This window comes from Streptomyces sp. HD, from assembly GCF_028369295.1.
In the GTDB taxonomy this organism is placed as follows: Bacteria; Actinomycetota; Actinomycetes; order Streptomycetales; family Streptomycetaceae; genus Streptomyces.
The window spans coordinates 286,884-299,756 of record NZ_JAQMYP010000005.1 but is presented as its reverse complement, the minus strand read 5'-3'; the positions used below and the strand labels follow the sequence as shown (position 1 = coordinate 299,756).

The following is a 12,873-nucleotide window of genomic DNA, read 5'->3' as shown; positions in this document are numbered from 1 at the left end:
TCGCGTGGGGCGCGGCGGTTCGCCGACCGGGTGATCGGGCAGGGCCACCCTCGCCTCGACCTCGTACGGTTGAGACATGAGCGGCGGCACGGTGACGCTCTTCGTCTGTGGTGACGTGATGCTCGGACGTGGCGTCGACCAGATCCTGGCCCGGCCCGGCGACCCGGCGCTGCGGGAGGGGTACGTCGCGGACGCCCGGTCGTACGTGAGCATGGCGGAGTCGGTGAGCGGGCCGATTCCCGCCCCGGTCGACCCGTCCTGGCCGTGGGGCGAGGCGCTGGCGTTGCTGGAGGCGAGCGCACCGGACGCACGGATCGTCAACCTGGAGACGTCGGTCACGACGAGCGACGCCTTCGAGCCCGGCAAGGCGGTTCACTACCGCATGCACCCGGCCAACCTGCCGGCCCTGACGGTGGCCCGGCCCGACGTGTGCGTCCTGGCCAACAACCATGTGCGGGACTTCGGCCGCGCGGGCCTGGAGGAGACGCTCACCGTGCTGCACGGCGCCGGTCTGCGGACGGCGGGCGCGGGGCGGAACGCCCAGGAGGCGTACGCGCCCGTGGCCCTGCCACTCCCCCACGGCGGCCGGGTGCTCGTCTTCGCCCTGGGCGTCGGCAACAGCGGCATCCCGCCCGACTGGGCGGCGACCGCGGACCTGCCCGGCGTCGCCCATGTGCCCGAGCTTTCGCCGTCCACGGCCGGCGCCGCGGTGCGGCACATCCGGCAGGTGAAGCGGGCCGGCGACATCGTGGTCGTGTCCGTGCACTGGGGCTCCAACTGGGGCTACCTCGTCCCCCGCGAGCAACGCCGCTTCGCGCACGCCCTGGTGGACGGCGGCGCCGACGTCGTCCACGGCCACTCCTCGCACCACCCCCGCCCCGTCGAGCTCTACCGGGGCCGGCTGATCCTGCACGGCTGCGGCGACTTCATCGACGACTACGAGGGCATCCCCGGCTACGAGCCGTACCGCGACGACTTGCGCATCGCCTACTTCGTGACGGTGGCGCCGGACACGGGCGCCCTCACCGACCTGCGCATGGCACCGCTGCTCGCCCGCCGCATGCGCCTGGAACCGGCCCCGCCCGAGGACCGCGCCTGGCTGCACGCCACCCTCGACCGCATCAGCTACGGCGTCCGTCTCACGCTGGACGCGGAGGGCATGGTCACCCTGCCGAAGCCGGCCCGGGCCACCGGCTGAACCCCCCGGGACGCGCCCGCGGCCCGCGCCTACTCGCCGCGCAGCGCCTCCAGCACATCGGCGTCGGTCAGCTGCCCGAAGTCCTGGTACCACTCGCCGACGGCGCTGAACAGCCGCGGCTCATACAGACAGACGAACTCGTCGACCTCCCGGCGCAGTTCCTCGGCCGTCTCCGGCGCGCACACCGGCACGGCCAGCACCAGACGCTCGGGGTCCCGGTTGCGGACGGCACGCAGCGCGACGCGTGCCGTCGAGCCGGTCGCGACCCCGTCGTCGACGACGACGGCGGTACGGCCGCGCAGCTCCGGAGCCGGCCGGCCCTGCCGGTAGCGCTCCTCGCGCCGCCGCAGCTCCCTGCGCTCCCGCTCCACCACCGGCGCCAGATCGGCCTCGCTCAGCCCCAGCCGGTACAGCGTCGTCTCGTCGAAGAGCGGAGGGTCGTCGCCGGCGAGCGCGCCGACCCCGAACTCCTCGTGGAACGGGGCACCGATCTTGCGTACGACGAGCACGTCCAGCGGAGCGTCCAGCTCGCGGGCGATCTCCCGGGCGACCGCGACGCCGCCCCTCGGAAGGGCGAGGACCACCGGGTGCAGAAGGTTGCCCTTGTCCTGCCGGATGCGCAGCTGCTCCGCCAGCTCCCGCCCGGCCTCTGTGCGGTCACGGAACTGCATGGGAACTTCCCCTTCCGTCCGTCGCCGCGTACCCCGCCCATCGGCGCCGGACACACGGCCGGGCCGGTCGAGCCCGGCCGTGGATCGGGTGTGCCCCTGCTGGATCCCGCCTGGATCCCTACTGGATGGTCCAGCCCACGCTGCCGACGCCGCTGCTGTAGAACGCGCAGACGCCGGACGACTCGCTGTACTGGCCGGGGGTCAGCGTCACCCAGTCGCCGGAGACGTCCGGGGCCAGGCCGCAGACGATCTCGGCCCGGAAGGTGACGTTGTGGTCGGTGTTGTTCTGGCAGCCCACGATGCCGTGGTTCGGGTTGTTGTTGTGCACCGTGCCGTGGCAGTCGACGGTGCCCGCCGCGGCCTGTGCGGGGGCGGCCAGGCCACCGAGGGTGAGGGCCAGGGCCGAGACGGTGGTGGCCAGGCCGGCGGCGAACATGCTCTTCCTGCGGTTCATACGAATCCCCGTGAGGTAGTGGTTCCGTTCGGATGTACGCCTTCAGTCAAGATCAGCGGCGCTTCGTCGGGAACCTCAGACATCCGAGGGTGATGCAGGCCGTCACCCGCTCGCCGTACCGGGCTCGTTCCACTCGTAGGGCCCGCCGCCCTGCCAGTCGATCAGCTCGGGGTCGTCGACGGCCCGGTCCTCGGCGGGCAGGTCCGCGCGGTGCACCAGGTCCAGCACGTCGAAGAGGCTGTACGCGGTGCCCGCCGGTTCGCCGCGGATTGTCACCTGACGCCCGCCGTCCGACGCGGGCGGCAGCACCACCACGGGGGGACGCGTGCTCATGTCACCACCATGCGCTCTGCACGGCCCGTACGCAGCCCGGCGTCCCGGCCAGATCCCGCGCACGCAGACCCGTCAGCGCCGGCAGAGCCCCACGTGCGGGCCGCTGACCGGCAGCCCGTTCGCGTGCGGGTCGACGTCATACCTGCCGCAGTACCCGTATGGGCGCGGACCACACGGTGGCGGGGCGGCCCTCAGGTGTCCCCCTGGTCCAGTAGCGCCCTGACTCCGTGCGAGGTCAGCGCCAGCTGCTCGGGGGTGCCGGCGTCGATAACCAGGGACAGGTCGGCGGGCCAGCCGTGCGCGAGGACGCCGAGCAGCACGCTGCGGTGCCGCCGGATCCGGGGCAGGGCCTGTTCCATGCGTTCCTGGGTGGTGAAGACGGGGACCAGTTCGGTGCCGTCCTCCTGTTCGAACACGGGGAGCGTCAGCGCCTTCGGGGGCGGTCCCTCCGCGTCCGTCGCCGCCGGGACCAGCACCTCGCTGTGGGCCAGTGTGTCCAGCGCGGCCTGGTCCGCGCCCTGCTCGACGACCGTGCGCAGCGCCTGCTGGGCGGCCAGGGCGTCGCTGTCGTAGTGGGGGTCGGTCATGGTTCGTCCCCTCGCCGTGTCGTGCCCGTCCGTCCGTCCGTCCGGATACTCGCCGGTGGTTCGGGTACCCGATCGGCGCCGCGTCATGTGCACACACTGGGAGGGGTACCGGCTGCGCGTTTCGTCGGGTGCCGAGCCGGGCACCCGGCGTCCGCGCCGACGTCGAGGGAGGAGCGCCGTGTCATTCCGCGACCGCACCCACGCCGGACGGGAACTCGCTCTGCGGCTGGTCGAGCGGGCCGGCTCCGGCCATCTGATCGATGTGCTCGTGCTGGCCCTGCCGCCCGGCGGCGTGCCCGTCGCCGCGGAGGTGGCCGGTGCGCTGCACGCCCCGCTGGACGTGCTGGTGGCCGGCGAGATCAGCACGCCCGTCCGGCCGGAGACGGCGATCGGCGCCCTCGTCGCCGACGATCCGCCGCTGTACGACCGGCGCAGCCTGGCCATGATGCATCTGTCCGAGGACCGGCTCGGCGATGTCGTCGTCGGTGAACGCAACGAGCTGCACCGCCGCGAGTACCTCTACCGCGGCCGCCGCCCGCTCCCGTCGGTCAACGGCCGCACGGTCGTCCTCGTCGACGACGGCCTGACCACCGGTCTGACCGCCACGGCGGCACTGCGCTTCCTGCGCAGGCACGGGCCGACCCGGCTGGTCCTGGCCATCCCCGTCGGCAACGCGCGAACACTGTCCTCCCTGCGCGACGAGTGCGACGCCCTGGTGTGCCTCCAGCAGCCGCCGTCCCTGCATGCGGTCGGCGAGTGGTACGAGGACTTCGCGCCGGTCTCCGACACCCAGGTCGCGGACACACTGCACGCGTTCCACGCCACGGCGTGACACGGGGCGAGCGTGACAGGGTGGGGCCATGGTCATCGAAGTTCGCCCGGCCTCGGTCTTCGAGGACGTCCGCGCGGTGGTCGGCCCGAAGTCGCCCTCGGCGAACGTCTGTTGGTGCCTGAGTCACCGGATCCCGTCCAGGCTCAACAACGAACTCCGGGGGCCGGCCCGCGGCGAGTACGTCGCCGAGCTGTGCCGTGCCGATCCGCCTCCCGGAGTGCTCGCCTACGACGGTGACGTGCCGGTCGGCTGGGCCGCCGTGGCGCCCCGCTCGGCCACGACCTTCGCGCGCAACCGCAAGATCCCGCACCTCGACGACCTGCCGGTCTGGTCGCTGTGGTGCATCCGCGTCCGCCCCGGTCACCGGAAGCAGGGGATCACCCACAGCCTCATCACCGGAGCCGTCGAGTTCGCCCGCGCCCAGGGCGCACCGGTGATCGAGGCGTACCCGCTCGACAACGGCGACGCCAGGGTCGACCTGACGATGGCGTACGCCGGGCTGCGGAGGAACTTCGAACGCGCCGGGTTCGTGCACGCCGCCGACACCACCTCGGTGCTGGCCGGACACCCCCGGATCCTGATGCGCCTCGACCTGCGCTGACGGGCCGACCGCGCGCCGGGCTCAGTGCACGGAGAAGCCGCCGTCGACGAAGATCGCCTGCCCGGTGACATACGCCGAGGCGCGGCTCGCGAGGAACACCGCCGCACCCGCGAAGTCCTCGGCGAGGCCGTTGCGCCCGACCATCGTCCGGGCCGCCAGTGCCGCCACCCGCTCGGGGTCGGACGACAGGCGCCTGTTGAGGGGCGTCATGACGAACCCGGGCACGAGCGTATTGCAGGTGACGCCGTACGGCGACCATGCCTCGGCCTGGGAACGGGCCAGCGACTCCAGCGCCCCCTTGGAGACACCGTAGGCGCCGCTCTGCACGAACGCCCGGTGCGCCTGCTGGGAGGTGATGTGGATGATCCGCCCGAACCCCCGCTCGGCCATGCCGGGCCCGAACCGCTCCCCCAGCAGGTACGGCGCCTCCAGGTTCAGGGCCATCGTGGTGTCCCACACGTCCTCGCCCAGCTCGCCCATCGGGGGCCGCAGGTTGATCCCCGCGCAGTTGACCAGGATGTCGGGCTCCCCGAACGCCTCGACCGCCTCCTCGGCCGCCGCACGCACACCGTCCCGCGTGCCCAGGTCCGCGCTCACCTTGGCCGCCCGGCAGCCGAGGGCTTCCAACTCGCCGACCGTCGCGGCCAGTTCCGCCTCCCGGCGGGCCACCACCACGACGCTCGCTCCGGCACGGGCGAGGGCCTCGGTGACGGCCCGGCCGATGCCGGAGCTGCCGCCGGTCACGAGGGCGACACGGCCGTCGAGGGAGAACAGTTCGGAGAGGTATGGCTGCGAGGTCATGTCGGCAGCCTAAGCCGCGCGATCATGGTGCCGGCGGCCGGGGCGGTTCAGGGCTGCCGGGGCTCTGGGGCCGCCGTACTGTGGAGATGCGTGCGGGCGGCACCGTGTCACCGGTCGGTGCGGGGGTGCCTGACCTGCGCTCGACGGTGCCGGGTCCTCCCGCGCTCGGTGGAGGGCCGACCGACCCGTCCCGTACGCAGAAGGGACGATCACCATGAGCGTGAGCCACCACACCCCGTCACAGGCCGAGGGCGAGCGCGACGACGCCGACACCCCTCGGGCCGATCACCCGACGCCGGAGTACACGACGCCCTCCCAGGCCGAGGGCGAGCGCGAGGACACGCCTGCGGCGGCCGAGAAGGCCGAGACCCTTCGCAGCGGTTCCTGACGGCGCGAACGCGCGATGCCGGTATGAGCCCATCCGCCGCGGGCACTCGGAGCCCGCGGCGGCTCCGTCCGGACCGCCGTTCCCGCACAGGAGGCGAAGGACATGGGTCATGGTGGGAACGTCATCGACGAGCTGGTGACCGATCATCTTGAGGTCGAGGAGCTCTTCGGCCGCATCGAGGGTCTTGCGCCCGGTGACACGAACCGCAAGGTGTACGCCGACCAGGCCACGATGGAGCTGGTCAGGCACTCCGTGGCCGAGGAGGCCTACCTGTATCCGGCCGTCCGGCGGCATGTGGCGGGCGGGGACGCCATCGCCGACAAGGAGATCGACGATCATTCCAACGCCGAGCGGATCATGAAGGACCTGGAGGGGCGCGAAGCCGGCGATCCGGAGTTCGACCGGCTGATCGGGCTGCTGATGACGGAGGTCCGCTCGCACATCGCCGACGAGGAGAAGAGCCTCTTCCCTCAGCTGCGCGCGGCGTGCACCCCGGATGCGCTCGACGACCTGGGCGAAAAGGTGCGCCAGGCGAAGAAGGTGGCACCGACCCGCCCGCACCCGGCCGCCCCGGACAAGCCGCCGGCCAACAAACTGCTGGCCCCGGGAGCGGGCCTCGTCGACCGCCTGCGCGACGCGCTGACGGGGCGCGGCAAGAAGCACTGAGCCCGCACGGCGCCGTATTGCGAGCCCCGGGCCACGGCTACCGGGCGGCGCGCTCCACGCTCAGGCGATGAGCGCCTGTCCCGGGCCGAGGCGCTCGTGCAGGGCGGCGCGGTGCAGGGCCGCCACGGGGGCGAGTAGGTCGGGGTGACGCAGCAGCGCCGCAGCCTGCCGGTCGTCGGCGTCGGGTGACACCAGGCGCCGGAAGTCGACCGGGACCCCGGTGGTGGCGTGGGCGCCGTCGGCAATCGCGGCGACGGCCGGCCGGGCCAGCCCGGCGTCGGTGAGCAGGCATGCGGCCCAGCTGGCCACGATCTCGTCCACCCAGGTGCGCCACGCGAAGTCGTCCCCCTCGGCCTGCCCTCCCGTATCCGACCCGGTGATCCAGTCCAGACCCGGCCGAGCCGCCCGGGCCGGCCAGCAAGACCAGTGCGGCGTCCGTGGGCGTCGGATAGCGCAGCCAGGCCGCGACCGTGACGGCCTGCCGAGCCTGCGCCTCACCCAGGGCAGCGGCCAGCGCACCACCGCACGCGGGGTAGGAACGCGTCAGCCACCGGGTGGTCGCCGCTATGAGCGGGGAGAGATCTGCGAGCACTGCTGGGCCGTCCGGGGTACGGGTGAGCGGGGATCCGTCAAACGGTAGCCCGTCGACCCGGGTGGCCGACATCCCCGCTCAGGCCGCCGTGTAGCCGAGCTGGCGTCTCATGAACGGCGTCATGAGGGTCTTCGCCTTGGCCAGCGTCGTGGTGCGGCCGCCGAGGACCGCCGTCTCGCCGCCCGGCACGGGCAGCAGAGTCACTCCGTCGGCCGGGCCGAAGGGGACGATGAGCGGAGTGCGGTGGACCGGCCGGTAGAAGCGGGGCTCCTTGCGGTGCTTGCCGGCGCTGTTCAGATAGGTGCGGATGTTGTGGGCGGCGAGGTCCGCCTGGGCGAGCGCCGCCGGGGTGATCTTGAGCTCGGTGGCGTCGTTGACGTCGCCGACCGCGAACACGTCCAGCCACCCCTGGACGCGGAGTGCCTGGTCGACCTTCACCTGGCCCGCCGCGTTCAGCCAGTCCCCGTGCCCGGCCAGACGCAGCCAGAGCGTGTTGGGCGTGGTGCCGGTCGCCCAGAAGGAGCGGTCGGCCTCGATGAGGTTGCCCTGGGCGTCGCGGTATGTGCCGAAGTCGTTGCCGGGGGACATGAAGGCGTCGAGCCACACCTGCACGTCATGGGACTCCAGCCAGGACCGCGCCTTGCGTCCGGCCCGGGTGCTGCCGGTGGAGTGCAGCAGTTCCGGCCCGGAGTGGGCGAGGGTGACCCGGGCTTCCGGCCGGGCGAGGCGGATCTCGGCGCTGAGCTCGATGCCGGAGGGCCCGCCTCCGACGACCAGGACGTGCTCGGCGGCGGCGATCTGCTGCTGGTGCGCGACGAATGACTTCGCGGCCTCCTCGACGGTGGTGCCGTTGAAGCGGGCGGGCTCGGGGTAGTCGGCGCCGGTGGCGATCACCAGCACGTCGTACGGGAGCCGCTCCCCCGTCGCCAGGACTACCTGACGTTCGGTGGTGTCGATGCGGACGGCCTTGCCGACAGCCACACGGCCGTTCTTCAGCAGGCGGTCGTAGGGGATGAAGGGGGTGTGCGACCAGTCCCGGCGCACTCCGGCACGCAGGGAGGCTATGCGGTGGAAGAAGACCTCCTTGCGGTCCACCAGCGTGACCCGCGCGGTCGCGTCCAGCCGCTTGGCGAGGCGGACGCCCGCATATCCGCCGCCGATCACCACTACGTCGCCGTCAAGCACGCCGAGTCTCCTGAGCTGGTGGGAAGAGGAGGAGCGCGTGCCACGGCGGGTGGGCAGCCGTCGGCCACGCCCCCGTCCCGGGGAGCCTAGCGTTTGAAACTTAAAGGGGTCGCTGAGGTGCAGTGTGCGTTCTGTGAAAGGTGGGGTCCGTGAGGCACAGCGGCCCTGCGGCAGGGCGCAAACGCCGACGTCCAGGCCGGCCCGTGCGGGCCCGCCTGGACGTCGGGTGCGGAACGATCAGGCCGATCAGACGAGGTCGAAGCGGTCCGCGTTCATGACCTTGACCCACGCCGCGACGAAGTCGCTCACGAACTTCGCCTTCGCGTCGTCGCTCGCGTAGACCTCGGCGAGCGCGCGCAGCTCGGAGTTCGAGCCGAAGACCAGGTCGGCACGGGTACCGGTCCACTTGACGGCGCCCGAGTCGTCACGACCCTCGAACGTGGTCTGGTCCGCGGAGGTGGACTTCCAGGTCGTGCCCAGGTCGAGCAGGTTGACGAAGAAGTCGTTGGTCAGCTTGCCCGGGGTCTCGGTGAAGACGCCGTGCTTCGAGCCGTTGGTGTTCGCGCCCAGCACACGCAGACCACCGACCAGGACGGTCAGCTCGGGCGCGCTCAGGCCCAGCAGGTTCGCCTTGTCGAGCAGCAGGTACTCGGCCGGCAGGCGGTTGCCCTTGCCGACGTAGTTGCGGAACCCGTCGGCGGCCGGCTCCAGCGCGGCGAAGGACTCCGCGTCGGTGTGCTCCTCGGTCGCGTCGACACGGCCCGCGGCGAACGGCACCTCGACGGCGTGACCGGCGTCCTTGGCGGCCTTCTCCACGGCGGCGGTGCCGCCGAGCACGATCAGGTCGGCCAGGGAGACCTTCTTGCCACCGGCGGCGTTGAACTCCTGCTGGATGCCCTCAAGGGTGCGCAGCACCAGCGCGAGCTGGTCGGGGTCGTTGGCCTCCCAGTTGCGCTGCGGCTCCAGGCGGACCCGGGCGCCGTTCGCACCGCCGCGCTTGTCGCTGCCGCGGAACGTCGAGGCCGACGCCCAGGCGGCGCTGACCAGCTGCGGGACGGTCAGGCCCGAGTCGAGAAGCTTGGCCTTCAGGGCCGTGACATCGGCGGCGTCGATGGCCTCGCCCTCGGCCTGCGGCAGCGGGTCCTGCCACAGCAGCGTCTCCGCCGGGACCTCCGGGCCGAGGTAAAGGGACTTCGGGCCCATGTCGCGGTGGGTCAGCTTGTACCAGGCGCGGGCGAAGGCGTCCGCGAACTCGGCCGGGTTCTCGTGGAAGCGCTTCGAGATCGGGCCGTAGATCGGGTCGAAGCGCAGCGAGAGGTCGGTGGTGAGCATCGTGGGCAGCTTCTTCGAGTCGCTGTGGGCGTCGGGGATGATCGCCTCGGCGTCCTTGGCCACCCACTGGTTGGCGCCGGCGGGGCTCTGCGTGAGCTCCCACTCGTAGCCGAAGAGGATGTCGAAGAAGTCGTTGCTCCACTGGGTGGGCTTGGTGGTCCAGGTCACCTCAAGGCCGGAGGTGATGGCGTCGCCGGCCTTGCCGGAGCCATAGGTGGACTTCCAGCCCAGGCCCTGCTCCTCCATGGAGGCGGCCTCGGGGTCGTTGCCGACGTGGTCGGCCGGGCCGGCGCCGTGGGTCTTGCCGAAGGTGTGACCACCGGCGATGAGGGCGACGGTCTCCTCGTCGTTCATCGCCATGCGGCGGAACGTCTCACGGATGTCGCGGGCCGCGGCGATCGGGTCCGGGTTGCCGTTCGGGCCCTCCGGGTTGACGTAGATGAGGCCCATCTGGACGGCGCCGAGCGGGTTCTCCAGCTCGCGGTCGCCGGTGTAGCGCTGGTCGTCGAGCCAGGTGGTCTCGGGACCCCAGTAGACGTCCTCGTCGGCCTCCCAGACGTCGGCGCGGCCGCCGCCGAAGCCGAAGGTCTCGAAGCCCATCTGCTCCAGGGCGACGTTGCCGGTGAGGATCATGAGGTCGGCCCAGGAGATGGCCTGGCCGTACTTCTTCTTGACCGGCCACAGCAGACGGCGGGCCTTGTCGAGGTTGCCGTTGTCCGGCCAGCTGTTGAGCGGCGCGAAGCGCTGCTGACCGCGGCCGCCACCGCCGCGGCCGTCGCTGATGCGGTAGGTGCCGGCACTGTGCCAGGCCATACGGATCATCAGCGGGCCGTAGTTGCCGAAGTCGGCGGGCCACCAGTCCTGCGAGGTGGTCAGCACCTCGGCGATGTCCTGTTTCACGGCCGCCAGGTCGAGGCCCTGGAACGCCTCGGCGTAGTCGAACTCCCCACCGAGCGGGTTCGCGACGACGGGGTCCTTGGCGAGGATCTTCAGGTTGAGCCGCTCCGGCCACCACTGACGGTTGCCGCCGCCCTGCGTGGGGTGCGCGGCGCGACCGTGCGCGACGGGGCACCCACCGGTGCCCTCAGCCTTCGCGTCAGTGACGATCGCATCGGGGTTCTCAGCCATGGGAAACCTTCCGAACTAGGTGAATCACAGTGCTCGGGGTGCACTGTTGGCGGTGGAACAGTCGGGGCACAGGCCCCAGTAGATGACCTCGGCCTCGTCGATGGAGAAGCCGTGGTCGTCGGACGCGGTGAGGCAGGGCGCCTCGCCGACCTCGCAGTCGACGTCGGCGACGACCCCGCACGAGCGGCACACGATGTGGTGATGGTTGTCGCCGATCCGCCCCTCGAACCGGGCCGGGCTGCCGGCCGGCTCGATGCGGCGTATGAGTCCCGCCGCGGTGAGTGCGTGGAGGCCCTCGTACACGGCTTGCAGGGAGACATGGCCTACGCGATCACGCACCCCGGAGGCGATGGCCTCGACACCGAGGTGGTCACCGGCCCGGACGGCCTCCAGCAGCGCGACGCGCGCGGCGGTCACCCGCAGGCCGGCACCGCGCAGCTCCTCGGCGGGGGTCGGGGTCTGGGATGCGGTCATGGCAGACAACCTACCTCGCTAAACACGAATCATTCAAGAAAACGAATGATGAAAGTCTGGTGCGCCGCGTCGGCACGTCCCCGGGCCGGGCTTCGCGCCCGTTGGCGCACATGGCACGTCCAGCGTCCCCCAAAACCGCGAAAAATCATCTTTTCCGGCATTTCGGCATGACTTTCCGTCAAGGACTTGTCCTGGTCGACATCCCACTCGTACTCGATGGAGGTACATCGCATGCTGGGCAGACATACCGCGGCCGGCCGCCGCGTCGCCCTGACCGCTCTCGGCACCCTGGCCCTCGCCGGGGTCGCCCCGACCGCCGCGGCGAAGCCGCCGCCCGCGCCCGCGTCCACCGCCGCGCACACCCTCGGCGCCGACCGGCCGCCGGCCGCGGTGGTGCGTGCCATGGAGCGCGATCTCAAGCTCAAGCCGGGTCAGGGGGCCAAGCGCCTGGTGAACGAGGCGGAGGCGGGCGCCCGCGCCGGCCGCCTGCGCAACGCCCTGGGCGATCACTTCGCCGGGGCCTGGGTGCGGGGGGCGACCTCCGCCGAGCTCACCGTCGCGACCACCCGTGCCGCCGACGTCTCCGCCATCCAGGCTCAGGGCGCCAAGGCCGCCGTCGTGAAGCGGCCGTTGACCGAACTGCAGGCCGTCAAGAAGAAGCTGGACGCGGCCGCCGACCGCACCAAGACGCGCGACACACCGGTCTGGTACGTCGACGTGCCGGCCAACAAGGTCGTCGTACAGGCGACCAAGCGCTCGGCCGCCGACGCCTTCATCAAGGCCGCCGCCGTGCAGGGCGAGGGCGTGGGAGTCGTCGTGTCGGAGGTACGGCCCCGGCTGTTCGACGACGTGGTCGGCGGCGACGCCTACTACATCGAGAGCTCCGCCCGCTGCTCCATCGGGTTCTCCGTCACCAAGGACCAGCAGCAGGGCTTCGCCTCGGCGGGCCACTGCGGCGAGCGGGGCGACACGACGGCGGGCTTCAACATGGCCGACCAGGGTGAGTTCCAGTCGTCCACGTTCCCCCTCAAGGACATGTCCTGGGTCGCCGTCAACAGCAACTGGACCGCCACACCCGACGTGAAGGGCGAGGGCGGCCAGCGGACGCAGGTCACCGGCTCGGTGCAGGCACTCGTCGGGGCGTCGATCTGCCGCTCCGGCTCCACCACCGGCTGGCACTGCGGCACCATCCAGCAGCACGACACGAGCGTCACCTACTCCCAGGGCACCGTCGAGGGCGTCACCCAGACCACGGTGTGCGCCGAGCCCGGTGACTCCGGTGGCCCCTACCTCTCCGGCTCGCAGGCACAGGGCGTCACCTCCGGTGGCTCCGGCAACTGCACGAGCGGCGGGACCACCTTCTACCAGCCCATCAACCCGATCCTCAGCGACTTCGGCCTCATCCTGAAGACCACGCCCGCCCAGTCCGGCACCCCCGCTCCGCCGGAGAACGCCGCGGACACCTGGACCGCGGGCCGCGTCTACGAGGCCGGCGCCACCGTGACCATCGCGGGTGTGCGCTACCAGTGCCTGCAGAGCCACCAGGCACAGGGGGCTTGGTCGCCGAGCGGCACTCCCGCCCTGTGGCAGCGGATGTAGGAGTCGGTCGTACGACCCTTCCGGTGCGGGAG

Annotated in this window: 14 protein-coding genes and 1 pseudogene; 6 read left to right on the top strand and 9 right to left on the bottom strand. The window is 71.9% G+C overall.

Annotation, left to right across the window (positions count from 1 at the left end; genetic code table 11):
- The first annotated feature begins 76 nt into the window (after nucleotides 1-76).
- Nucleotides 77-1,198, top strand: a complete 1,122-nt coding sequence (locus POF73_RS07615) for a CapA family protein (protein ID WP_272113739.1) — start codon at nucleotides 77-79, stop codon at nucleotides 1,196-1,198.
- Nucleotides 1,199-1,227: 29 nt separating this feature from the next.
- Here the strand turns inward: POF73_RS07615 and POF73_RS07610 are convergent, their stop codons facing one another.
- The 4 genes from POF73_RS07610 to POF73_RS07595 form a co-directional block, all read right to left on the bottom strand.
- Entirely contained in the window at nucleotides 1,228-1,869 is a 642-nt protein-coding gene (locus tag POF73_RS07610) for a phosphoribosyltransferase (protein ID WP_272113738.1), read from the bottom strand.
- Between the two features lie 118 nt (nucleotides 1,870-1,987).
- On the bottom strand, nucleotides 1,988-2,323 hold the full coding sequence (locus POF73_RS07605) for a hypothetical protein (protein ID WP_272113737.1): 336 nt from the start codon (nucleotides 2,321-2,323) through the stop codon (nucleotides 1,988-1,990).
- Between the two features lie 102 nt (nucleotides 2,324-2,425).
- Complete coding sequence (locus POF73_RS07600; protein ID WP_272113736.1) at nucleotides 2,426-2,656, bottom strand: hypothetical protein; 231 nt, start codon at nucleotides 2,654-2,656, stop codon at nucleotides 2,426-2,428.
- A gap of 191 nt (nucleotides 2,657-2,847) precedes the next feature.
- The gene (locus POF73_RS07595) at nucleotides 2,848-3,243 is read right to left on the bottom strand and encodes an SseB family protein (protein ID WP_272113735.1); all 396 of its coding nucleotides are present in this window, start codon (nucleotides 3,241-3,243) and stop codon (nucleotides 2,848-2,850) included.
- 178 nt (nucleotides 3,244-3,421) lie between these two features.
- On the opposite strand from POF73_RS07595, the gene POF73_RS07590 reads away from it, so the two are divergent.
- Entirely contained in the window at nucleotides 3,422-4,075 is a 654-nt protein-coding gene (locus tag POF73_RS07590; RefSeq protein ID WP_272113734.1) for a phosphoribosyltransferase, read from the top strand.
- A gap of 28 nt (nucleotides 4,076-4,103) precedes the next feature.
- Nucleotides 4,104-4,676 carry a GNAT family N-acetyltransferase gene (locus tag POF73_RS07585; RefSeq protein WP_272113733.1) on the top strand — a complete coding sequence of 191 codons (573 nt, stop codon included), beginning with the start codon at nucleotides 4,104-4,106 and terminating at the stop codon, nucleotides 4,674-4,676.
- Nucleotides 4,677-4,697: 21 nt separating this feature from the next.
- Here the strand turns inward: POF73_RS07585 and POF73_RS07580 are convergent, their stop codons facing one another.
- Complete coding sequence (locus POF73_RS07580; RefSeq protein WP_272113732.1) at nucleotides 4,698-5,477, bottom strand: SDR family NAD(P)-dependent oxidoreductase; 780 nt, start codon at nucleotides 5,475-5,477, stop codon at nucleotides 4,698-4,700.
- A gap of 214 nt (nucleotides 5,478-5,691) precedes the next feature.
- Here POF73_RS07580 and POF73_RS07575 point away from each other — a divergent pair, with 214 nt between their 5' ends.
- Both POF73_RS07575 and POF73_RS07570 read left to right on the top strand, forming a co-directional pair.
- The gene (locus tag POF73_RS07575; protein WP_272113771.1) at nucleotides 5,692-5,865 is read left to right on the top strand and encodes a hypothetical protein; all 174 of its coding nucleotides are present in this window, start codon (nucleotides 5,692-5,694) and stop codon (nucleotides 5,863-5,865) included.
- Nucleotides 5,866-5,967: 102 nt separating this feature from the next.
- Nucleotides 5,968-6,531 carry a hemerythrin domain-containing protein gene (locus POF73_RS07570; RefSeq protein WP_272113731.1) on the top strand — a complete coding sequence of 188 codons (564 nt, stop codon included), beginning with the start codon at nucleotides 5,968-5,970 and terminating at the stop codon, nucleotides 6,529-6,531.
- Nucleotides 6,532-6,591: 60 nt separating this feature from the next.
- Here POF73_RS07570 and POF73_RS07565 read toward each other — a convergent pair.
- The 4 genes and pseudogenes from POF73_RS07565 to POF73_RS07550 form a co-directional block, all read right to left on the bottom strand.
- Nucleotides 6,592-7,123 (bottom strand): annotated as a pseudogene (locus POF73_RS07565) (hypothetical protein).
- 78 nt (nucleotides 7,124-7,201) lie between these two features.
- Nucleotides 7,202-8,308 carry an NAD(P)/FAD-dependent oxidoreductase gene (locus POF73_RS07560; RefSeq protein ID WP_272113730.1) on the bottom strand — a complete coding sequence of 369 codons (1,107 nt, stop codon included), beginning with the start codon at nucleotides 8,306-8,308 and terminating at the stop codon, nucleotides 7,202-7,204.
- A gap of 246 nt (nucleotides 8,309-8,554) precedes the next feature.
- A complete protein-coding gene (gene katG / locus POF73_RS07555) occupies nucleotides 8,555-10,768 on the bottom strand; it encodes a catalase/peroxidase HPI (RefSeq protein WP_272113729.1) in 2,214 nt (737 codons plus the stop codon).
- 24 nt (nucleotides 10,769-10,792) lie between these two features.
- Complete coding sequence (locus tag POF73_RS07550) at nucleotides 10,793-11,242, bottom strand: Fur family transcriptional regulator (protein ID WP_272113728.1); 450 nt, start codon at nucleotides 11,240-11,242, stop codon at nucleotides 10,793-10,795.
- A 231-nt stretch (nucleotides 11,243-11,473) separates the two neighbouring features.
- Here POF73_RS07550 and POF73_RS07545 point away from each other — a divergent pair, with 231 nt between their 5' ends.
- Nucleotides 11,474-12,841 carry an alpha-lytic protease prodomain-containing protein gene (locus POF73_RS07545; RefSeq protein WP_272113727.1) on the top strand — a complete coding sequence of 456 codons (1,368 nt, stop codon included), beginning with the start codon at nucleotides 11,474-11,476 and terminating at the stop codon, nucleotides 12,839-12,841.
- The last annotated feature ends 32 nt before the right edge of the window (nucleotides 12,842-12,873 follow it).